The sequence below is a fragment of the Actinomadura sp. NPDC049753 genome, assembly GCF_040674655.1.
Classification (GTDB): domain Bacteria; phylum Actinomycetota; class Actinomycetes; order Streptosporangiales; family Streptosporangiaceae; genus Spirillospora; species Spirillospora verrucosospora.
On the sequence record NZ_JBFARL010000029.1, the window covers coordinates 39,957 to 59,513 of the forward strand.

Below are 19,557 nucleotides of genomic sequence, written 5' to 3' on the forward strand. Positions count from 1 at the left end.
GCGGCGGCGCCGGGGCCCGGACCGGGGCCTTCGTCAGGACCGGCGGCGGTTCCCCGCGTCCAGGGACGGGTTGCCGGTCATGTGCTTGATGCCGGCCATGTCGGTGCCGGGCGGGACGACCTCGTCGATGGCGTCGAGGGTGGCGGCGTCGAGCCGGACGTCGGCGGCGGCGAGCAGGTCCTCCAGCTGCGCCATCGTCTTCGGCCCGATGATGGTCGAGGTGATGGCCGGGTGCTCGGCGACGAAGCCCAGCGCCAGGTGGGTCAGCGAGAGGCCCGCCTGTTCGGCGATCTTGGTGAGGCGCTCCACGGCGTCGTAGCGGGCCGACGCGCTGGGGTCGGTGTCGACGGTGCGGCCCCGCCACGCCGGGTTGTCCGACGGCGCGAAGCGGGCGCCCTCGGGGGCCTGCTCGCCGCGCCGGTACTTGCCGGTGAGCCAGCCGCCGGCGAGCGGGCTCCACGGGATCACGCCCATGCCGTGGCGCCGCGCCGCGGGCAGCATGGACTCCTCGATCGACCGGGCGAAGATCGAGTACTGGGGCTGCTCGCAGACGAACCGGACGCCGCCCCGGCGCTCGGCGGCCCACTGCGCCTCGACGATCCAGTCGGCGGGGAAGGACGACGACCCGACGTAGAGGACCTTGCCCTGGCGGACGAGGTCGGTCAGCGCGTCGAGGGTCTCCTCGAGGTCGGTCTCCCAGTCGCGGCGGTGCATCTGGTACAGGTCGATGCGGTCGGTGCCGAGGCGGCGGAGGCTGTCCTCCACGGCGCGGACGATGTGGCGCCGCGACCCGCCCCGCGCGTTGCGCTCCTCGCCGAGCGGGAAGAAGAACTTGGACGCGAGGACGACGTCGTCCCGGCGGCCCTTGAGGGCCTTCCCGACGATCTCCTCGCTCTCCCCGGCCGAGTACATGTCGGCGGTGTCGATGAAGTTGATCCCGGCGTCCAGGGCCCGGTGGACGATGCGCTCGGACTCGCCGTGGTCGGGGTTGCCGACCGCGCCGAACATCATCGCGCCGAGGGTCTGGGTGCTGACCTCGACGCCGGTACGGCCGAGCTTGCGGTACTGCATGCGTGCTCCTCGTCAGTCGCTCGCGCAGAACGCTAGGTGCTGGAGCGCACTCCAGGTCAAGGCCCGGCCGTCGCCTCGGCGAGCCAGTCGTACCAGGCGTCCAGGCCGTCGCCGCGGGTCGCCGAGACGGGCAGCACGCGCAGCCCGGGGCACAGCCGGCGGGCCGCGGCCCGGCAGGCGTCCACGTCGAAGTCGACGTGCGGCAGCAGGTCGGTCTTGTTGAGGAGCAGGACGTCCGCGCCGCGGAACATGTGCGGGTACTTCAGCGGCTTGTCGTCGCCCTCGGTGACGGACATGAGCACGACGCGGGCCCGCTCGCCGAGGTCGAACAGCGCCGGGCAGACGAGGTTGCCGACGTTCTCCACGAACACCGTGGAGCCGTCCGGCGGTGACAGCGCGGCCAGGGCGCCGGCCACCATCGCGGCGTCCAGGTGGCAGCCGGCGCCCGTGTTGACCTGGACGGTCCGGGCCCCGGCCGCGGCGAGCCGCCGGGCGTCCAGCAGCGTCTCCTGGTCGCCCTCGATCACCGAGATCGGCCGGTCCGGGCTCAGGTCGGCGACGGTGCGCTCCAGCAGCGTCGTCTTCCCCGAACCGGGGGAGCTCATCACGTTGAGCGCCGCGATGCCGCGTTCGGCCAGCCACGCGCGGTTCCGGCCGGCCAGGTCGTCGTTGCGGGCCAGCACCTTCTGGCCCAGCGTCACGACGTGCCCGTCCTCATGCCCGTGCCCGTGCCCGTGCCCGGGGACGGGGACGGGGTCGTGGACGTGGATGTGCCCGGCGGCGTGGCCGGAGCCGTCCCCGGGGGCCGTCAGGGTCGTCAGGCGCGCGGCGTCCCCGCCGTCGCAGCCGCAGGTCTCACACATCGTCGGCGACCTCCACCGCTTTGATCGTCAGGTCGGCGCCGCCGCTGATCACCACGTCGGCGCTGCCGCACGGGCACAGCGCGAGCGGGTCGCGCGCGGGGAACGAGGCCCCGCAGGCGGCGCAGTCGCCGACGCCCTCCGGCTCGGTGATGTCGAGCCGCGCGCCCTCGACGCACGTCCCCTCGCCGGCCAGTTCGAAGCAGAAGCGCACCGCGTCCGGCATGACTCCGGAAAGTCTCCCTATTTCGAGGTGCACCACCACCACCCGCGAATCGGGCAATTGGGTAGAAATTGCCGCGATGACGCTCTCCGTCACGGCCAATTCGTGCACGCGCCCTCCCGGCCCGCTTCCATTGTCCCAGCGCCGTTCTGCTGCCCGGATCTTCCCAGCTCAAACGGTGTGTTTACCGAATCGGGGAAATGGCTTGGGGGGCTTTTCGGGCGGTGTTTCGCGCTGTTCCCGCAGGGCAACCGCATGGTGATGGCCGCAGCCGGTCGAAGGGGGAAGCGATGACGAGCACCGCTCCGGCGCAACCACTGACGGACGAGATCCACATTCTGTGGACGTCAGAGGGAATGAGCTGCGACGGGGACACGATCTCGGTGACCGCGGCCTCGCTGCCGAGCATCGAGGACGTCGTCCTCGGCGCGATACCGGGCCTGCCCAAGGTCCACCTGCACAACAAGGTGCTCGCCTACGAGAACGGCGACGAGTTCATGGAGGCCTTCCGGCAGGCCGCGCGCGGCGAGCTGGCGCCCTTCGTCCTCGTCGTCGAGGGGTCAATCCCCAACGAGAACATCAACGGGGACGGCTACTGGACGTCGATGGGCAACGATCCCGAGACCGGCGAGCCGATCACGGTGAACGAGTGGATCGACCGGCTCGCGCCGAAGGCGTGGGCGGTCGTGGCGATCGGCACGTGCGCGACCTACGGCGGCATCCACGCCATGGCGGGCAACCCGACGGGCTGCATGGGCCTCGCCGACTACCTCGGCTGGGACTTCCGCTCCGCGGGCGGGCTGCCGATCGTGAACGTGCCGGGCTGCCCCGTGCAGCCGGACAACTTCATGGAGACGCTGCTCTGGGTGCTGCACCAGGCCGCCGGGCAGGCGCCGGTCATCCCGTTGGACGACAAGCTGCGCCCGACGTGGCTGTTCGGCAAGACCGTCCACGAGGGATGCGACCGCGCCGCCTACTACGAGCAGGCCGACTTCGCGCGCGACTACAACTCGCCGAAGTGCCAGGTGAAGATCGGGTGCTGGGGCCCGGTCGTGAACTGCAACGTCACCAAGCGCGGCTGGATGGACGGCGTCGGCGGCTGCCCCAACGTGGGCGGCATCTGCATCGGCTGCACGATGCCCGGCTTCCCGGACAAGTTCATGCCGTTCATGGACGAGCCGCCGGGGGCGAGCCTCTCGACGACGCTGCTGCGGTCCTACGGGCCGTTCATCCGGAAGATGCGGTCGATCACCAACAAGGGCGCCAACCGGGAGCCGAAGTGGCGCCACAACCGGGAGAGGCTGACCAGCGGCTACCAGCCCCGCTGGCCGCACCAGTGAGCGGCGGCCGCGCCGGTGGGGGGCCCACCGGCGCGGCACGGCCCGACCGGCGAGGACACGAACGCAGGACGGCCGCGCCGACGGACGGCGGCGGGCGAGGGAACAGGGGCGAGTTCATGGAGCGGGGCGAGTCATGAAGCAGGGGACGCAGACGCGAGGCGAACGGGCGGCCACGCAGGCGGGGCTCGTCGAGGTGGCGTTCGACCCGATCACCCGGATCGTCGGCAACCTCGGCATCTACACCAAGATCGACTTTGCGAACGGGCAGGTGGCCGAGTGCCGGAGCACCTCGTCCATCTTCCGCGGCTACAGCGTGTTCATGAAGGGCAAGGACCCGCGCGACGCGCACTTCATCACCAGCCGGATCTGCGGCATCTGCGGCGACAACCACGCGACCTGCTCGGTCTACGCCCAGAACATGGCGTACGGGATCAAACCGCCGCCGCTCGCCGACTGGATCATCAACCTCGGCGAGGCCGCCGAGTTCATGTTCGACCACACGCTCTTCCAGGACAACCTGGTCTTCGTCGACTTCTGCGAGCGGATGGTCGCGGAGACGAACCCGAGCCTGCTGGCCACGGCGAAGAACACCGAGGCGCCGCGCGGCTCCGTCCACGGGTTCCGCACGATCGCCGACATCATGACGGCGTTCAACCCGTTCGAGGGCTCGGTCTACAAGGAGGCCCTCCAGCTCAGCCGCATCACCCGCGAGATGATCTGCCTGATGGAGGGGCGCCACGTCCACCCGTCGACCCTGTACCCGGGCGGAGTGGGGACGGTCGCGACGCCGCAGGTGTTCACCGACTACCTCGTCCGGCTGACGCGCTGCCTCGACTTCATCAAGCGGGCCGTCGCGATGAACGACGACATCTTCGACTTCTTCCTGGAGGCGCTGCCCGGCTACGACCAGGTGGGCCGGCGGCGGACGCTGCTCGGCTGCTGGGGCGCCTTCCAGAACCCGGACGTCGTCGACTACGACTACCGGCACATGTCCGAGTGGGGGCGGGCCGCCTTCGTCACCCCGGGCGTCGTGGTGGACGGGCAGCTCGTCACGACGGACCTGGTCGAGATCAACCTCGGCATGCGGATCCTGCTCGGCAGCTCCTACTACGACGACTGGGCCAACGAGGAGACCTTCGTCAAGGAGGACCCGCTCGGCAACCCGGTCGACCAGCGGCACCCGTGGAACCAGACGACGCTGCCGAACCCGCAGAAGCGCGACCTCGACGGCGGCAAGTACAGCTGGGTGATGAGCCCGCGCTGGCGCCACCCGGAGACCGGCGACCACCTCGCGCTCGACACCGGCGGCGGGCCGCTCGCCCGCCTGTGGTCGACCGCGCTGGCGGGGGAGGTGGACACCCCGTACGTCCGCTCCACGGGGCACAGCGTCCAGATCGACCTGCCGAAGACCCCCGGCATGCCGGAGGTCAACCTGGAGTGGAGGCCGCCGCAGTACGCCAACACCATCGAGCGCGACCGGGCCCGCGTGTACTTCATCGCGTACGCGGCGGGGATGGCGCTGTACTTCGCCGAGAAGGCCCTCGACGAGGTCCGCTCCGGGCGCACGAAGGTGTTCACCGACTTCGACGTCCCGGACGAGGCGATCGGCTGCGGCTTCCACGAGGCGGTCCGCGGCGTGCTCTCGCACCACCTCGTCATCCGCGACGGCAAGATCGCCAACTACCACCCGTACCCGCCGACGCCATGGAACGCCAGCCCGCGCGACTCCTACGGCACGCCCGGCCCGTACGAGGACGCGGTCCAGGGGCAGCCGATCTTCGAGGAGAACGGCCCGGACGACTTCAAGGGCATCGACATCATGCGGACCGTCCGCAGCTTCGACCCGTGCCTGCCCTGCGGCGTGCACATGTACGTCGGCAACGGCCGGACGATCGAGAAGCGGCACTCCCCGATGTTCGGCGCCCAGGAGGGCCACTGATGGGCTGGGACGACGAGCGCGTCCGCGAGCACGTCCAGCGCCTCGAAGGGCTGCTCGACGGGCTCGACCCCGGGGCGCACCAGGCCGTCCAGGCGCTGGTGGAGCTGTACGGGGAGGCCCTCGACCGGATCGTGCGGCGCTGCGCGGACGCCTCGGAGCTGGCCGGCGACGAGCTGGTCTGCCACCTGCTGGCCATGCACGGCCTGCACCCGGAGACGCCGGAGGCGCGGGTCCGGCGGGCCCTCGCCGCGCTGGAGGCGTTCCTGGCCAAGCACCGCACGTCCGTGGAGCTGACCGGGGTGGACGGGGACACCGTGCGGCTGAGGGCCGCGACCGAGGGGCGCGCCGCCGCGCCGCGCCCGGTGCTGGACGCCGTGGAGCGGGCGGCCCTCGCCGCGGCGCCGGAACTGGAGCGGGTCGAGATCGAGGCGCCCGCGCCGGAGAAGGTGCTGATCACTCTGGACCAGGTGCGGAGCCGCGCATGACACGGCGGCTCTCCGCACCGAGGCTGGCCGCGCTGGCCTCGGCTCCGCCGCGCCCGGCGCCGCCGCCGGGCGAGGCGGTGGAGCGGTGCGAGCTGTGCGCCGAACCCGTGCACGGCGCGCACCGGCACCTGCTCGACCTGGAGAAGGGCGAGCTGCTGTGCGCGTGCGGGGCGTGCACCGTCCTGTTCGACGGGCAGGCGGCGGGCGGGCGGCACTACCGGCTCGTCCCGGACCGGCGGCGCGAGCTGACCGGCTTCCGCCTGGACGGCCCGCTGTGGGCGGGGCTCGGCGTCCCGGTCGACCTGGCCTTCTTCTCCGTCTCCGGGACGGGCGAGGTCACCGCCCGCTATCCGAGCCCGGCGGGGGCGCTGCACGCGGCCGTCCACGCCGCGAGCTGGCGGCGCCTGGTCGACGTCAACCCCGTCCTGGCGGAGCTGCGCCCGGACGTGGAGGCGCTCGTCGTGCACCGCGCGCGGGACGCGGCCGTGCACCGGGCGCGGGACGCGGCGGAGCACTGGATCCTCCCGATCGACGACTGCTACCGGCTCACCGCCCTGCTGCGCGAGCACTGGACGGGCTTCACCGGCGGCGGGGCGGTCTGGCGGCACATCGGCGCGTTCTTCGCCGAGTTGAAGGCGGCCCGGGGGGCCGCCGAGGAGAAGAGGGGAACACGATGATCAGAGTGGGGAAGCCCGACGTCACTCCCGACAAGCCCTCGCACACGCGGGGCGTCCGCGAGGGCAACCACACCGGCAACTACGACAAGCAGGTCGGGCACCTGCCCGACGGGACGTCCACCGCGGCCCGCTCGACGGGGATCAACCCGGAGACGCACGGTCCGATCCTCGACTCCATGCCGAATCTGTCACCAGCATGAGGACGGCGAACTGGGGGGCGTGGGGGGTCGCCCCCCCACGAGGAGACACAGCATGAGCGAAGCGAACCGGGGGGCGTGGGGGGTCGCCCCCCCACGAGGAGACACAGCATGATGAGCGGGACACCGGAGCTCGGGCTCGACCTGCTCGGGATCGAGCCGGAGACCTTCGCGGCGACGCCGACGCTGAGCCTGCGGATCGGGCTGCGGCGGCTGGACGGCGGGCCCGTCCAGTGCGTCCTGCTCACCACGACGGTGACGATCGCGGCGGCGCGCCGCGGCTACGACGACGCCGAGCGCGACCGGCTCGCCGGGGTGTTCGGTCCGCCGGAGATGTGGGACCGGTCGCTGCGCGGCCTGACCTGGGCGCGCGTCGGCGCCACCGTGCCGACGTTCCGGGGCGGGACGGAGGCGGCGCTCTCCCTGCCGTGCGGGCACGACATGCAGGTCGCGGCCGACCGGTACCTGCACGCGCTCGGCGGCGGCGACGTCCCGCTCGACCTGGCCTTCAACGGCACGGTCTTCTACCCGGGCGAGGACGGCGCGCTGCGCACCGGGCAGATCCCGTGGCATCACGAGGCCGCCGGCGACCTGCCCCTCCAGGTGTGGCGGGACCTGATGGGCCGCTACTACGGCACCGCCCGCTGGCTGCGGCTGGACGACGACTGCTTCGGACGCCTGTCGGCGTACCGGGCCCGGCGCGCGCACTCCTCGTTCGACGACACGGTCGACGAGCTGCTGCGCCACGCCGAGAAGCGACGCGGGGAGGAAGAGTGGACCGCCTGAGGGCGATCGCGGACACCGTCCTCTACGAGGGGTACCTCCTCTGGCCGTACCGCCGGTCCGCGTTGAAGAACCGGCAGCGCTGGACGATCGGGGGCGTCTATCCGCGCGGCCACGCCGAGCGGAACAGCGACCGCTGGAGGGTTCACGCCGAGTTCCTCCTCGAAGCCGGCCCCGACGCCGAAGTAGAGGTCGCGCTGCGGTTCCTGCACGCGGTGCACCGCCAGGTGATGCACGGCGACACCCCCGTGGACGAGATCCGCGCCGGGGACGAGATCCACACCACCTGGCAGGAGGCCCGCGAGCGCGAGCTCACCAGCGGCCCGGTCGCGGTCGAGCGCCTCGTGCGCGCTCCCGTCCGGGTCCCGGTCGAGGTGGCCGCGGGCGCCGAGGAGGAGCCCGTGGACGGCAAGGCGCCGTGCGGCGGCGGCGGGGTGCGGTTCGTCCGCTCGTGGGAGCGGGTGGACGGACGGGTCGAGGTCTCGGCCGTGCCCGCCGGGGACGGCGTGGTGCGGCTGCGCGTCGAGGTCGTCAACACGGGCGCCGCCGAGGAGCGCGAGGACGCCGTCCGCGCCGGGATGCTGTGCGCGCATGTCGTGGCGCGCACCGGCGGGGGCGCGTTCGCGTCGCTCACGGATCCGCCGGAGCGGCTCGCGGAGGCGGCCGCCGAGTGCGGCAGGGACGGGCTGTGGCCGGTCCTCGCGGGGGAGCCGGGAAGCCACGACACCGTCCTCGCGGCGCCGATCGTCCTCTACGACTGGCCGCAGGTGGCGCCGGAGAGCCCCGGCGACCTGTTCGACGGGACGGAGATCGACCAGCTGCTGATCCTCAGCGTGCTGACCCTCACCGAGGAGGAGCGGCGGGAGATGGCGGCGACCGACCCGAAGGCGCGACGGATCCTGGAGCGGTGCGGTGCGCTGTCGTCCGGTGAGCTGCTCGCGTTGCACGGCACGCTGCGGGATCCGCGGAAGGACGTCTGGTGAGCGCGGAGAACGGCGACGCGGGCGGGCGGGAGGCGGCTCCGGGGAGCCGGGTCCGGCTGCGTCCCCGCGGGGGCGCCGACATCTTCGACCTGGCGCTCGTCGGCCGCACCGCCGTCGTCGAGCGCGTCGAGGAGGACATGGAGGGCGGGGTGCACCTGGTCGTCGCGCTGGACGACGACCCGGGCCGCGACCTCGGCCCCTACAACCAGCTCGGGCACCGCTTCTTCGTCCGGCCGGACGAGGTCGAGCCGCTGCCCGGGGAGGCGCCGTCCCGCACGGTCCTCGTCGCGGGGATCGGGAACGTCTTCCACGGCGACGACGGGTTCGGCGTGGAGGTCGTCCGGCGGCTGGCGACCCGCTCGCTGCCGCCCGGCGTGGACGTGGTCGACTTCGGCATCCGCGGCATCGACCTGATGTACGCGCTCGGCGACGGCTACCGGGCCGCGGTCCTGGTCGACGCGGCCGAGCGCGGCCACGCGCCCGGCACCGTGTCGCTCGTCGAGCCCGGCCCGGACGACTTCGGCGGCGTCGCCGTCGACGCGCACGGCCTCGACCCCGCGCAGGTGCTGCGGCTGGCCCGGGACAACGGCCCGGTCCCGCCGCGCATCCTGCTCGTCGCGTGCGAGCCGTCGGCGCGGACCACGGACGCCACCTGGGAGATGAGGCTCAGCGCGCCGGTCGGCGCGGCGGTCGAGGAGGCCGCCGCGCTGGTCGAGCGGCTGCTGGCGGAGGAATTCACAGGGGAACTCGCACAGGAGGGAGCGGGGGGATGAGGAAGGGAACGCGCACCGGCGCGGTCGCCGTCCGGGTGATGCTCGGACTGGTCGCGGTCGGTGTGGTCGCGGTGCTCGTCAAGGAGATGCCGGCGATGCGCCGGTACCTCAAAGCCGAGTCGATGTGATCGGGGACGCGGAGCGGACGCTCATGAGGACGATCGAGCGGCGGCTCGTCGGCCATCTGAAGGACGCGCACGCGCTCCAGGAGCACGCCGAGGCCGCGCTCAGCGAGATGCTGACCGCGGCGGCGGACGAGCCGGAGCTGTGCCGGCCGCTCGGCCACTACGCCGAGCGTTCGCGGGCGTACACCAGGGCGATCGAGGCCCGGCTGCACGCGCACCGGTCGTCGCCGAGCGTCGCGCGCGACGCCGGGACGCTTCTCGCGTCGGTGCTGGAGGGCGGCATCGGCCACGCCCACCGCGACCCCGTCAAGCACATGCGGGACGCCTACGTCGCCGTCCACCTGCAGATCGCTGCGGGCGAGACGCTGCGGCGGCTCGCCGACCGCGCGGGGGACCGCGAGACGGCGGGGGTCGCGGCGGCGATGTGCGAGGACGCCCACGCGATCTCTCACGAGCTGTCGGACCGCTGGGACCTCGCGGTGGACATGTCGCTGCGCGCCCGGCAGGCCCCGCCCGCGGGGGAGGGCCGGTGACCGCCGCCGTGGCGGAGGTGTTCCGCCGCCGCGCGGAGCCGGGCGCGGCGCTCGCCGAGGAGGCGGCCGCCATCGCCGCCGCCTGCCACGCGATGGCGGCCCGCTTCCACCGCGGGGGGCGCCTGCTCACCTTCGGGACCGGCGCCGCCGCCACCGACGCGCAGCACGTGGCGGTCGAGTTCGTGCACCCGGTGATCGTCGGCAAGCGGGCGCTGCCCGCGCTGTCGCTCACCGGGGACGTCGCGACCCTCACCGGCGTCTGCGCCGGGGCGGGGTTCGACGACGCGTTCGCCCACCAGGTCCGCTGCTTCGGCGGCCCGGACGACATCGCGTTCGGGATCTCGCCGGACGGCCGCTGCGGCAGCGTGCTGCGCGCCATGGAGTGCGCGCGGGACCGCGGCATGCTGACGGTCGCGCTGGCGGGCGGGGACGGGGGAGCGCTCGCCGGGGCGGTCGACCACCTGGTCACCGTGCCGTCCGGCGACCCGCGCGTCGTGAAGGAGGTGCACGTCACCGCCTACCACGTGCTGTGGGAGCTGGTGCACGTGTTCCTGGAGCAGCCGGGCGTGCTCGGCCAGGAGGTGACGACGTGACCGGATGCACGGGCGACCACTGCGTGACCTGCGCTGACGAGGCCGTCCCGGTCGTCGTCGCGCGGCTCCTCGCCGACGGCCTCGCGGACGTGGACGTCGGCGGCGGGCGGCTCGAACGGGTCAGCGTGGCGCTGGTGGACGCCGCTGTGGGCGACACCGTGCTCGTCCACGCCAAGGAGGCGATCGGGGTCGTGACGACGTGACCGAGATGCTCTATCCCTTCCTGTACGCGGGCGGCTCGGGGCTGGACACCCTGCTGGAGGACGTGCGCCGCTCGACGCGGGAGAAGGTCGAGGACATCGTCCTGCTGCGCGAGGCCGTCCTGGAGCAGTACGCCGAGGATCTCGCGGCCTGCGCCACGCGGATGGCGGGCGCGTTCCGCTCCGGCGGCCGGCTCTTCACGTTCGGCAACGGAGGCAGCTCGACGGACGCGCAGGACGTCGCCGCGCTGTTCCTCAATCCGGGCGGGTCCGCGCGGCCGCTGCCCGCCCTGGCGCTGACGACCGACGTCGCCGTGGTCACCGCGCTGTCCAACGACGTCGGGTTCGAGGTGGTGTTCGCGCGGCAGCTCGCCGCGTTCGGGCGTCCGGGCGACATCGCGCTGGCGCTGTCCACCAGCGGGAACTCCGACAACCTGATCGCCGCGCTGCGGGAGGCGGCGCGGCGCGGGATGACGGTGGTCGGGCTCGCCGGATACACCGGGGGGCAGATGGCGGAGACGCCCGGCCTGCACCACCTGTTCACCGTTCCGTCGTCGTCGGTGCACCGCGTCCAGGAGGCGCAGACGACGATCTACCACGCGCTCTGGGAACTGACGCAGCTCGAACTGGCGGGGGAGGCCTTCTGATGTGCCTGGCGATACCGGGCGAGATCGTGGAGATCATGCCGGACCGCCCGGTGGCGACGGTGGACGTGACCGGCGTCCGGCGGGCGGTGAACACCGCCCTGCTCGACGGGGAGCGGCTCGCCGCCGGCGACTGGGTGCTCATCCATGTCGGGTTCGCCATGTCCAAGATCGACGAGGACGAGGCGAGGGCGACGCTGGCGCTGCTGGAGGGCCTCGGCGAGGCCTACGACGACGAGATCGACGCGCTGCGGGAATCGAGGATCGACTGATGCGCTTCGTCGACGAGTACCGGGACGCGGAGCGGGCGCGGGTCCTCGCGGCCTCGATCGCCTCGCTGTGCGAGCCCGGGAGGCACTACAAGTTCATGGAGGTGTGCGGCGGCCACACGCACACCATCTACAAGCACGGCCTGGAGGACTACCTGCCGGAGAGCGTCTCGCTGGTGCACGGGCCGGGCTGCCCTGTGTGCGTGATCCCGATGGGGCGGGTGGACGACGCGATCCACATCGCGTCGCAGCCGGACGTCATCATGACGTCGTTCGGGGACATGATGCGGGTGCCGGGCGGCCGGGGGTCGTTCCTGGACGCCAAGGCCGCCGGCGCGGACATCCGCATGGTGTACTCGCCGCTGGACGCTTTGAGGATCGCCGAGCGGAACCCGTCGCGGCGCGTGGTGTTCATGGGGATCGGCTTCGAGACGACCGCGCCGTCCACCGCCATGACGGTGCTGCGGGCGGCCGCGGCGGGGGTCGGGAACTTCTCGGTGTTCTGCAACCACGTGACGATCCTGCCGGCGATCAAGGCCATCCTCGACTCGCCGGACCTGCGCCTGGACGGCTTCCTCGGCCCGGGGCACGTGTCGACCGTGATCGGCTGCGGGCCCTACTCGTTCATCACCGGCGACTACGGGAAACCGCTGGTCGTCGCCGGGTTCGAGCCGCTGGACATCCTGCAGTCGGTGCACATGCTGCTGGCCCAGCTCACCGAGGGCCGCTCGGAGGTCGAGAACCAGTACGGGCGGGTCGTCCCGTGGGACGGCAACCCCCGGGCGCTGGAGGCGATCGCCGAGGTCATGGAGCCGCGGCCCTACTTCGAGTGGCGCGGCCTCGGCTTCATCTCGCACTCCGCGCTCCGGATGAAGGAGGAGTACGCCGCCTTCGACGCCGAGCGCGTCTTCGAGATCCCCGGCGGGCGGGTCGCCGATCCGAAGGCGTGCCAGTGCGGCGAGGTGCTCAAGGGCGTCCTGAAACCGTGGGAGTGCAAGGTCTTCGGGACGGCCTGCACCCCGGAGACGCCGATCGGGACGTGCATGGTCTCGTCCGAGGGCGCCTGCGCCGCGTACTACAACTTCGGCCGCTTCACCCGCGAGCGGATCGGCGGGGCGGGCCGGGCGGGGGAGCCCGGCGGGGTCAGGGAGGCCGTGCGATGACCGTCCGCGAGGAGCAGGTCCTGGAACGCATCGAGCGCGCGCGGGGCCGCAAGGCGCGGCTGCGCGAGGACAAGATCACGCTCGCGCACGGCTCCGGCGGGAAGGCCACCCACACGCTGGTCGAGGCGGTGTTCCGGGAGGCGTTCGCCAACCCGCGCCTGGACCGCATGGACGACTCGGCGCTCTTCAGGGTGAACGGCGCCGACCTCGCCTTCACCACGGACTGCCACGTCGTGTCGCCGCTGTTCTTCCCCGGCGGCGACATCGGCGACCTGGCCGTCAACGGAACCGTGAACGACCTCGCCGTCTGCGGCGCGAGGCCGCTGCACCTGTCGGCGGGGTTCATCCTCGAAGAGGGGTTCCCCGTCGCCGACCTGCGGCGCGTCACCGAGTCGATGCGGCGCGCGGCGGACGCGGCGGGCGTAGACATCGTCACCGGCGACACCAAGGTCGTGGAGCGCGGCAAGGCCGACGGCTGCTTCGTCACCACGGCGGGCGTGGGGGTCGTGCGGTCCCGGCTCGCGGGGGAGATCCGCCCCGGGGACGCCGTGCTGGTGACGGGGCCGATCGGCGAGCACGGTGTCACGATCATGCTGGCGCGCGGCGAGCTGGAGCTGGAGGCCGACGTCGTCTCGGACACCGCGCCGCTGACCTGCCTGCTCGCGGACCTGGCCGACGCCTGCCCGGGGGGCCTGCGCCGGATGCGGGACGCGACCCGGGGCGGGGTGGCGACCGTCCTCAACGAGCTGGCGTCGGACGCCGGGACGGCCGTGGTGGTGGAGGAGGACGCGATCCCCGTCCGCCCCGCCGTCCGGGGCGCCTGCGAGCTGCTCGGGATCGATCCGATGTACGTCGCGTGCGAGGGCCGCGCCGTGGTCGTGGTCGCCCCCGAGTGCGAGCGGGACGCGCTGGCGGCGCTGCGGGCCCACCCGCTGGGCGAGGAGGCCGCCGTCATCGGCCGCGTGACCGACGACCCGTCCGGCCTCGTGCTGCTGAGGACGGCCTTCGGCGGCACCCGCATCGTCGACCTCCTGGTCGGGGACCCGCTACCGCGCATCTGCTGACCGGCGCCGCTCCCGGCCGGCGCCGGCGAGCGCGGCGAGCAGCGACGCCGCCGTGAGCGCCGCGCCGAACCAGAGGACGCTCCGGACGCCCAGGTGGTCGGCGAACTGCCCGCCGAACAGCGCGCCGACCGCGATGGAGGTGTTGTAGGCCAGGGTGTTGAGCGACATCGCGGCCTCGAACGTCTCGGGGGCGGCGGCGAGCGTCATGTTGACCTGGCACAGCTGCCAGGCGCCGAAGGACACGCCCCACACGACGAGCAGGACGACGGGCGCGGCCGGCCAGTGCCCGACCGCGAGGAGCAGCAGCAAGGAGGCGACGAGACCCGAGCAGGCGGTGACGAAGGTGGCCCTCAGGTTCCTGGTCGCGGTGTGCCCGGCGATGAAGTTCCCCACGGCGCCCCCGATGCCGTAGGCCATCAGGAGCCCGGTGATGGAAGCGGACGAGGCGCCCGCGCCGTCCTCCAGGAACGGCCGCACGAACGTGTACGCCCCGAAGTGGCCGAGCACGAACAGCACGACGGTGACCATCACCGAGCGCAGCCGCGCGTTCCTGAACGGAAGGGCGAACACCTCGCGGACCGGGACGGCGTTCCGCGACGGCAGAGACGGGATCAGGGCGGCGACCGCCAGGAACACCAGCGCGCTGAGGCCGCTCCAGATGAGGAACGTGGTCCGCCAGCCGGTGAGGTCTTCCAGGAACGTCCCGAGCGGCATGCCCACCACGGCGGCGATCGAGATGCCGGACATCACGACCGCGGCGGCCCTGCTCGCGTGCCGTTCCGGGACGAGGCGCATCGCCATGCTCACGCCGATGGCCCAGAAGACCCCGCTGGCGAACCCCATGGCGAGCCGCGTCGCCAGAACCAGCGGATAGTTCGGTGAGACGGCGGTGACCAGGTTCCCCGCGGTCAGGACCGCCAGGAGCGCCGGCAGCATGACGCGGCGGTCGACGCGCCTGCTCCACGCCACGATGAAGGGCACGCCCAGCCCGGCCGAGACGCCGTACACCGTGACCATCAGCCCGGCGACTCCGACCGATATGCCGAGGCTCGCGCTCACCGGGGTGAGGATGCCGACGGGCATCAGCTCGGTGGTGAGGAAGGCGAACAGGCTGGCCGTGATCGCCGCGACCCCCAGCCATCCTCGAAGGGCCGATGGCTGAGGCCCGGCCTGGGCGGCCGCACCGCCTGCGAACGTCTCGTCGGTCGTGGTGTTCGTGTTCACCCCCGGAGTCTCACCGAGGCCCGATCCATGAGTCCAACACATGTTCGTCATGCGATTGATCGTGATCCAAGATGGATCCATGGAGCTCCAGCAGATGCGCTACGTGGTCGCGGTGGCGGAGACGGCGAACTTCACCCGCGCGGCCGAGCGCTGCCGGGTCGTCCAGTCGGCGCTGAGCCACCAGATCGCCCGGCTGGAACGCGAACTCGGCGCCCGGCTCTTCGACCGCACCAGCCGCCGGGTCCGGCTGACCCCTGCCGGTGAGGCGTTCCTGCCCGCCGCCCGGCAGGCTCTCGACGCCGCGGACCGGGCCCGCGCCGAGGTCGCGGCGGTCTCCGGGGAGATCCGCGGACGGCTCGCCATCGGCGCCATCCCCACCGTGACGGCGGTGGACCTGCCGAGCGCGCTGAAGGACTTCCACGTCCGACATCCCCAGGTGCGGGTCACGCTGCGCGTGGGAGGGAGCGCCGAAATGGCCGAGCGGGTGCGGCAGGGAACGCTGGACGTCGCGTTCCTCGGGCTGCCGCGCAGCGCCCGTCCCAAGGGCGTGCACGGCCGCGTCCTGGCGCACGGCGAGCTGGTGGCGGTGGTCGCCCCCGGGCACCCGCTGGCCGACGCGGTGGACGTCGGACTGCGCCGGCTCTCGGACGAGGTGTTCGTCGACTTCTCCGCCGGCACGGCCGGGCGCGCCCAGTCGGACGAGGCGTTCGCCGCCGCCGGGGTCGTCCGTGACGTCGCCTTCGAGGTGACGACGCCGGACCTCGTGGTGCGGCTCGTCCGGCTGGGCCTGGGCGTCGGCATGCTGCCCGCCGCCTTCGTCACCGGGCTCACCGGCCTGCGCGTCGTCGAGCTCCGTGATCCGCCCACCCGGGTGGAGCACGTGATCTGGAGCCGCCTCGGACCGTCTCCGGCCGCCACCGCTTTTCTGGAGGCACTGGACGTCACGGCGGCGTCCGCGCCGCCTCGCGGCGCGGCGCCGGAAACGCCGGCGGCGGAAAATGGCGGAGCGCCGGCGGACACGGGGCCGTGAGCCACTCGGGAAGTGTCCGCACGTCGGCCATCGCATATCTCGCCGCTCTATGCGCGCCCGAGGAATCCGCACATCGGGCATTACTCGGGAAGGGCGGGGGCGGCCGGCGACGGCGGCGCGGACGGCATCCGCCCGACGACGCGACAGGCCCTTCTTCCATCACTTCGGACCGCATCCGGGGGGTGGGTAAACGTGGAGGAGCAGGTCGCCGTCCGAGGCCCGGGACGCCTTCGGCGCCGGGGCGGAGAAGCCCGGCCCGGCTGGGCGCGAGGGGCCGATGGGGACGGTGAGGCTCCTGCGACCTGCGGTTTCCAAGAATTGTTGAGGGTCGTTTGAGCTTTTTCGCGAGGGGTGCGGGTACTCGCGGGCCATGACAGGGGAGTCGTGCCGGCCCATCTTCGTGCTCGGGTGCCCGCGCTCGGGGACCACGCTGCTCCAGCAGATGCTGCACTCGCACCGGCGCATCGCGTTCCCCTCCGAGACACGGTTCGTGCATGTCTCCTACGACATCCGGCACCGGTTCGGGGACCTGGAACGGGCGGAGAACCGGCGCGCGCTGGCCGAATGGATCACCGGCGGAGAGGGCACCAAGTTCCGGGTGCTGCGGCTGGACGCCGCCGCCGTGGTCGAGGAGATCGTGCAGGGGCCGCCGACGCTCGGGTCGGCGATCGCCGCCGTGTTCCGCGCCTACGCGCGCCGGCACGGAAAGCCGCGCTGGGGGGACAAGCGGCCGAGCTACTTCCGCCGGGTGCCGATGCTGCGGCGGATGTTCCCCGACGCCCAGTTCATCCACCTCGTCCGGGACGGCCGGGACGCGGTGAGCTCCCTCATGCGGATGCCGTGGTTCGACGGCGACATCCACACGGCCGCGCTGACGTGGCGGGAGGCGGTCGACATGGGCGCACGCCTCCGGGCCCGCCTCGGGCCGGACACGTTCTACGAGTTCCGCTACGAGGACCTGGTCGCCGACCCCGAGGACGCCCTGACGAGGCTGTGCGCGTTCCTCGGCGAGGAGTACGACCCCGCCATGACGACGGCGTACCGGCACGCGCGGCGGACGGTGCCGTCGACGCGCAAGTGGCATCTGGGCACGCACGAGGCCGTCAACGGCCGCCAGGTGGGCGCCTGGCGCCACCGCCTGGAGGCCTGCGAGGCGGACCTCGTCCAGCACGTGCTCGCGTCCCGGCTGCGGAACCACGGCTACGCGATCACGGAGGGGGCGCGTCCGGCGGCGGCGCCGCTCGTCAGATTCCACCGCCTCGCGGCGTACCGCTGGAGGGCGCGGCAGACGCAGACCCTCCGCGACCGGCTCGCGGAGCGGCGCGAGCCCAACCCCGTGGTCTCGCGGCTGAACGGTCCGGTAAGCGTGTCCTGACAGACTGAGGGCGGGGACTGAAGGGACAGATGGCCCTTGCCTCCAGGTAAGGCACTCTCGGCCAGGCCGCACGGCACTGGGACGAAGGGTTGTCCGAAACTCTCCTGAAACGTGCCCGGTTTGCGGCCGTCGCCGGCGCGCGCCCGGGCCGGCCCGGTTGGGAAACGGCGCAGGTGGCGTGCCGCCGGGAGCCGTGCGGGGGAGGACGTATCGGTGGGGCGCGCGAGGGCGGCGTGCCCGCGCCCGCGTGCGTTGGGCCCTTATCGGAAGTGGTTACTGATGAGTAACTTATCGCCGTTTTTACCGTACCACTGACTCGGTTTACAGGACGGAGACACCTCCGTGTCCGATCGTTCACATCCGGATCGAGACACGCCAACCATTTGGCTGTATCTTGCGTGTTGCTCGTCTTCCGTTACCAATCGCGATTGTTTCGATGATCCTCTGACATAAGGAGGAGTGGCGGTGTCTCGATCGGAAATAATTTCCCACGACGAGCTGCAATCGTGGCTTCTTGACAAGATCGCCTTCTACCTCGACAGGCCTGTGGAAAACATCGATCCCGGGGTCGAACTCGCCCGTTACGGGGTCGACTCGGTGTACGCGATCAGCATCATCAGCGACATCGAGGACCACCTGCAGGTGGAGGTCGACGTGGCCGAGGCGCGGCGCCGGGAGACCGTGGCCGACCTCACCGACTACCTGCTCGACCTCGTCGCGTGATGGCCGGCCGGCCCCCCGAGGTGGGCGGCGCCGGCGCCGCCGGGCCCGCCATGGTGGTGCTCGGCGACAGCGTGGCCGAGGGCCAGGACGATCCGGATCCGGCCGGCGGATGGCTCGGCTGGGCCGGGCGACTGGCCCTTCACCTGGGGATCCCCCGCGGTGAGATGCTCAACGCCTCCGACCCGGGCGCGACGGTCGAGGACGTGGTGCGCGACCAGCTGCCCGCCGTGCGCGGGCTGGCGCCGCGGCTGGTGGTGCTCGGATGCGGCATGAACGACGCGCTGCGCGGCTTCGAGCGGGAGGTCGCGGCGCGCCGGCTGGCGGAGCTGTTCGGCTGGGCCCGCGGGCGCGGCGCGGTCGTCCTCGCCATCCCGGTGCCGCGGCCGCCGCTGCTGGACATCACCCCGATCTCGCAGTTCCGTAAGAAACGCACGGTGCAGCGAATTCACGACTTCAACGCCGAACTCGACCGGGTGTCGCGCGAGTTTGGAATGGTGTTTCCGGAGCGGGAGACGGTGGCGAGAGTCGCCGATCCCGCGATGTGGAGCGCCGACGGAATCCATCTGAACCCGGATGGGCACGCCTATGTCGCCCAGGTGATGGCACAGATTGCGGCAAGCCTGATAGGCGAGCGGGTGAAATGAGTTCCGGGGGCCGATCCAGCAGTCTGGGAGACTGATGAAAAGAGCACATTCCGTCGCCCGCGCACTCCGTTCGCCGATGCTGCTGTTCCTCGCTCCCGTACTGGTGGTGCAGGCATGGCGGACGGTGCGGCGGACACCGCGGCTGGACCCGGCGACCGGCGACGAGCAGGGCTTCGTCGCCGGCGCCGACCCCGGGCGGGGCCCCGCCTTCCGGGTCGTGGTCATCGGCGAGTCCACCGCCGTGGGCGTCGGCGCGTCCCGGCACGCCGAGGCGCTGCCCGGCTTCCTGGCGCAGGAGCTGGGCGAGCGGCTCCGGCGCAGCGTGGCCTGGTCGGTCTCCGGCCGGAACGGCGCGACGGCCCGGCGCATCATCGGCGGGCTCGTCCCGCCCGCGAACGGCTCCGCGCCGAACCTGGTGGTCGTCACCACGGGCATCAACGACCTGATCAGGCGGCGTCCCCTGCGCCGGTGGGCGGCCGACGTCACCGAGCTCGTCGCCCTCGTGCGCGGCCGGTTCCCGGAGGCGACCGTGCTCGTCGCCGGGATGCCGCCGGTGCACCGCTTCCCCGCCCTGCCGCGGCCGCTGCGCTCGGTCCTCGGCGCGCGGGCGCGCGCCATGGACCGGATCACGCGGGACGC

General features: G+C 72.6%; 25 protein-coding genes. 21 read left to right on the forward strand and 4 right to left on the reverse strand.

Going from position 1 to position 19,557, the window contains the following annotated elements; genetic code table 11:
• Positions 1–33: 33 nt before the first annotated feature.
• Genes AB0K37_RS11065 through AB0K37_RS11075 form a run of 3 tightly spaced genes read right to left on the reverse strand, consistent with a single transcriptional unit; the run spans position 34 to position 2,265 of the window.
• The gene (locus AB0K37_RS11065; RefSeq protein WP_363978180.1) at positions 34–1,071 is read right to left on the reverse strand and encodes an aldo/keto reductase; all 1,038 of its coding nucleotides are present in this window, start codon (positions 1,069–1,071) and stop codon (positions 34–36) included.
• A 56-nt stretch (positions 1,072–1,127) separates the two neighbouring features.
• A complete protein-coding gene (hypB, locus tag AB0K37_RS11070) occupies positions 1,128–1,934 on the reverse strand; it encodes a hydrogenase nickel incorporation protein HypB (protein ID WP_363978183.1) in 807 nt (268 codons plus the stop codon).
• Positions 1,927–2,265, reverse strand: a complete 339-nt coding sequence (locus AB0K37_RS11075; RefSeq protein ID WP_363978185.1) for a hydrogenase maturation nickel metallochaperone HypA — start codon at positions 2,263–2,265, stop codon at positions 1,927–1,929. The genes hypB and AB0K37_RS11075 overlap by 8 nt, the downstream gene beginning before the upstream one ends.
• Before the next feature lie 179 nt (positions 2,266–2,444).
• On the opposite strand from AB0K37_RS11075, the gene AB0K37_RS11080 reads away from it, so the two are divergent.
• The 16 genes from AB0K37_RS11080 to hypE all read left to right on the forward strand — a co-directional run bounded on the left by AB0K37_RS11080 (position 2,445) and on the right by hypE (position 13,922).
• Entirely contained in the window at positions 2,445–3,494 is a 1,050-nt protein-coding gene (locus tag AB0K37_RS11080) for a hydrogenase expression protein HypE (protein WP_363978188.1), read from the forward strand.
• Between the two features lie 133 nt (positions 3,495–3,627).
• A complete protein-coding gene (locus AB0K37_RS11085; RefSeq protein WP_363978191.1) occupies positions 3,628–5,433 on the forward strand; it encodes a nickel-dependent hydrogenase large subunit in 1,806 nt (601 codons plus the stop codon).
• Positions 5,433–5,918: a hypothetical protein gene (locus tag AB0K37_RS11090; protein WP_363978194.1), complete on the forward strand. Its 486-nt coding sequence runs from the start codon at positions 5,433–5,435 to the stop codon at positions 5,916–5,918. Before AB0K37_RS11085 ends, AB0K37_RS11090 begins: the two co-directional genes overlap by 1 nt.
• Entirely contained in the window at positions 5,915–6,595 is a 681-nt protein-coding gene (locus tag AB0K37_RS11095; protein WP_363978197.1) for a DUF5947 family protein, read from the forward strand. Before AB0K37_RS11090 ends, AB0K37_RS11095 begins: the two co-directional genes overlap by 4 nt.
• Positions 6,592–6,795, forward strand: coding sequence for a hypothetical protein (locus tag AB0K37_RS11100; RefSeq protein WP_363978200.1), 204 nt, complete (start codon positions 6,592–6,594; stop codon positions 6,793–6,795). Before AB0K37_RS11095 ends, AB0K37_RS11100 begins: the two co-directional genes overlap by 4 nt.
• Before the next feature lie 111 nt (positions 6,796–6,906).
• On the forward strand, positions 6,907–7,578 hold the full coding sequence (locus AB0K37_RS11105) for a DUF6084 family protein (RefSeq protein ID WP_363978203.1): 672 nt from the start codon (positions 6,907–6,909) through the stop codon (positions 7,576–7,578).
• Positions 7,566–8,558 (forward strand): hypothetical protein, encoded by a 993-nt coding sequence (locus tag AB0K37_RS11110; protein WP_363978206.1) that lies wholly within the window; start codon positions 7,566–7,568, stop codon positions 8,556–8,558. Before AB0K37_RS11105 ends, AB0K37_RS11110 begins: the two co-directional genes overlap by 13 nt.
• The gene (locus AB0K37_RS11115) at positions 8,555–9,331 is read left to right on the forward strand and encodes a hydrogenase maturation protease (RefSeq protein ID WP_363978209.1); all 777 of its coding nucleotides are present in this window, start codon (positions 8,555–8,557) and stop codon (positions 9,329–9,331) included. The genes AB0K37_RS11110 and AB0K37_RS11115 overlap by 4 nt, the downstream gene beginning before the upstream one ends.
• Entirely contained in the window at positions 9,328–9,459 is a 132-nt protein-coding gene (locus tag AB0K37_RS11120; RefSeq protein WP_363978211.1) for a hypothetical protein, read from the forward strand. The genes AB0K37_RS11115 and AB0K37_RS11120 overlap by 4 nt, the downstream gene beginning before the upstream one ends.
• A gap of 23 nt (positions 9,460–9,482) precedes the next feature.
• A complete protein-coding gene (locus AB0K37_RS11125; RefSeq protein WP_363978214.1) occupies positions 9,483–9,989 on the forward strand; it encodes a DUF892 family protein in 507 nt (168 codons plus the stop codon).
• Positions 9,986–10,582, forward strand: a complete 597-nt coding sequence (locus AB0K37_RS11130; protein WP_363978216.1) for an SIS domain-containing protein — start codon at positions 9,986–9,988, stop codon at positions 10,580–10,582. The genes AB0K37_RS11125 and AB0K37_RS11130 overlap by 4 nt, the downstream gene beginning before the upstream one ends.
• Positions 10,579–10,785: a HypC/HybG/HupF family hydrogenase formation chaperone gene (locus AB0K37_RS11135; protein WP_363978219.1), complete on the forward strand. Its 207-nt coding sequence runs from the start codon at positions 10,579–10,581 to the stop codon at positions 10,783–10,785. Before AB0K37_RS11130 ends, AB0K37_RS11135 begins: the two co-directional genes overlap by 4 nt.
• 5 nt (positions 10,786–10,790) lie before the next feature.
• On the forward strand, positions 10,791–11,429 hold the full coding sequence (locus tag AB0K37_RS11140) for an SIS domain-containing protein (protein ID WP_363978249.1): 639 nt from the start codon (positions 10,791–10,793) through the stop codon (positions 11,427–11,429).
• Complete coding sequence (locus tag AB0K37_RS11145) at positions 11,429–11,698, forward strand: HypC/HybG/HupF family hydrogenase formation chaperone (RefSeq protein ID WP_185032181.1); 270 nt, start codon at positions 11,429–11,431, stop codon at positions 11,696–11,698. The genes AB0K37_RS11140 and AB0K37_RS11145 overlap by 1 nt, the downstream gene beginning before the upstream one ends.
• Positions 11,698–12,858, forward strand: a complete 1,161-nt coding sequence (gene hypD, locus AB0K37_RS11150; protein ID WP_363978222.1) for a hydrogenase formation protein HypD — start codon at positions 11,698–11,700, stop codon at positions 12,856–12,858. The genes AB0K37_RS11145 and hypD overlap by 1 nt, the downstream gene beginning before the upstream one ends.
• A complete protein-coding gene (gene hypE / locus AB0K37_RS11155) occupies positions 12,855–13,922 on the forward strand; it encodes a hydrogenase expression/formation protein HypE (protein WP_363978224.1) in 1,068 nt (355 codons plus the stop codon). The genes hypD and hypE overlap by 4 nt, the downstream gene beginning before the upstream one ends.
• Here hypE and AB0K37_RS11160 read toward each other — a convergent pair.
• A complete protein-coding gene (locus AB0K37_RS11160; protein WP_363978227.1) occupies positions 13,905–15,146 on the reverse strand; it encodes an MFS transporter in 1,242 nt (413 codons plus the stop codon). The genes hypE and AB0K37_RS11160 overlap by 18 nt on opposite strands.
• 79 nt (positions 15,147–15,225) lie before the next feature.
• On the opposite strand from AB0K37_RS11160, the gene AB0K37_RS11165 reads away from it, so the two are divergent.
• The 5 genes from AB0K37_RS11165 to AB0K37_RS11185 all read left to right on the forward strand — a co-directional run.
• A complete protein-coding gene (locus AB0K37_RS11165) occupies positions 15,226–16,176 on the forward strand; it encodes a LysR family transcriptional regulator (RefSeq protein WP_363978230.1) in 951 nt (316 codons plus the stop codon).
• Positions 16,177–16,546: 370 nt separating this feature from the next.
• Positions 16,547–17,551, forward strand: a complete 1,005-nt coding sequence (locus tag AB0K37_RS11170; protein WP_363978233.1) for a sulfotransferase — start codon at positions 16,547–16,549, stop codon at positions 17,549–17,551.
• Between the two features lie 465 nt (positions 17,552–18,016).
• Positions 18,017–18,274 (forward strand): acyl carrier protein, encoded by a 258-nt coding sequence (locus AB0K37_RS11175; protein ID WP_345173620.1) that lies wholly within the window; start codon positions 18,017–18,019, stop codon positions 18,272–18,274.
• Positions 18,274–18,918 carry an SGNH/GDSL hydrolase family protein gene (locus AB0K37_RS11180; protein ID WP_363978235.1) on the forward strand — a complete coding sequence of 215 codons (645 nt, stop codon included), beginning with the start codon at positions 18,274–18,276 and terminating at the stop codon, positions 18,916–18,918. Before AB0K37_RS11175 ends, AB0K37_RS11180 begins: the two co-directional genes overlap by 1 nt.
• Positions 18,919–18,952: 34 nt before the next feature.
• A partial coding sequence (locus AB0K37_RS11185) for an SGNH/GDSL hydrolase family protein (RefSeq protein WP_363978238.1) occupies positions 18,953–19,557 on the forward strand: 605 nt, incomplete at its 3' end.

Coding starts and splice junctions, on each gene's coding strand:
- AB0K37_RS11100 (WP_363978200.1), top strand. CDS start 6,592: ATGATCAGAGTGGGGAAGCCCGACGTCACTCCCGACAAGCCCTCGCAC.
- AB0K37_RS11065 (WP_363978180.1), bottom strand. CDS start 1,071: ATGCAGTACCGCAAGCTCGGCCGTACCGGCGTCGAGGTCAGCACCCAG.
- AB0K37_RS11140 (WP_363978249.1), top strand. CDS start 10,791: ATGCTCTATCCCTTCCTGTACGCGGGCGGCTCGGGGCTGGACACCCTG.
- AB0K37_RS11180 (WP_363978235.1), top strand. CDS start 18,274: ATGGCCGGCCGGCCCCCCGAGGTGGGCGGCGCCGGCGCCGCCGGGCCC.
- AB0K37_RS11125 (WP_363978214.1), top strand. CDS start 9,483: ATGAGGACGATCGAGCGGCGGCTCGTCGGCCATCTGAAGGACGCGCAC.
- AB0K37_RS11090 (WP_363978194.1), top strand. CDS start 5,433: ATGGGCTGGGACGACGAGCGCGTCCGCGAGCACGTCCAGCGCCTCGAA.
- AB0K37_RS11170 (WP_363978233.1), top strand. CDS start 16,547: ATGACAGGGGAGTCGTGCCGGCCCATCTTCGTGCTCGGGTGCCCGCGC.
- hypE (WP_363978224.1), top strand. CDS start 12,855: ATGACCGTCCGCGAGGAGCAGGTCCTGGAACGCATCGAGCGCGCGCGG.
- AB0K37_RS11120 (WP_363978211.1), top strand. CDS start 9,328: ATGAGGAAGGGAACGCGCACCGGCGCGGTCGCCGTCCGGGTGATGCTC.
- AB0K37_RS11080 (WP_363978188.1), top strand. CDS start 2,445: ATGACGAGCACCGCTCCGGCGCAACCACTGACGGACGAGATCCACATT.
- AB0K37_RS11095 (WP_363978197.1), top strand. CDS start 5,915: ATGACACGGCGGCTCTCCGCACCGAGGCTGGCCGCGCTGGCCTCGGCT.
- hypB (WP_363978183.1), bottom strand. CDS start 1,934: ATGTGTGAGACCTGCGGCTGCGACGGCGGGGACGCCGCGCGCCTGACG.
- AB0K37_RS11165 (WP_363978230.1), top strand. CDS start 15,226: ATGGAGCTCCAGCAGATGCGCTACGTGGTCGCGGTGGCGGAGACGGCG.
- AB0K37_RS11145 (WP_185032181.1), top strand. CDS start 11,429: ATGTGCCTGGCGATACCGGGCGAGATCGTGGAGATCATGCCGGACCGC.
- hypD (WP_363978222.1), top strand. CDS start 11,698: ATGCGCTTCGTCGACGAGTACCGGGACGCGGAGCGGGCGCGGGTCCTC.
- AB0K37_RS11105 (WP_363978203.1), top strand. CDS start 6,907: ATGAGCGGGACACCGGAGCTCGGGCTCGACCTGCTCGGGATCGAGCCG.
- AB0K37_RS11085 (WP_363978191.1), top strand. CDS start 3,628: ATGAAGCAGGGGACGCAGACGCGAGGCGAACGGGCGGCCACGCAGGCG.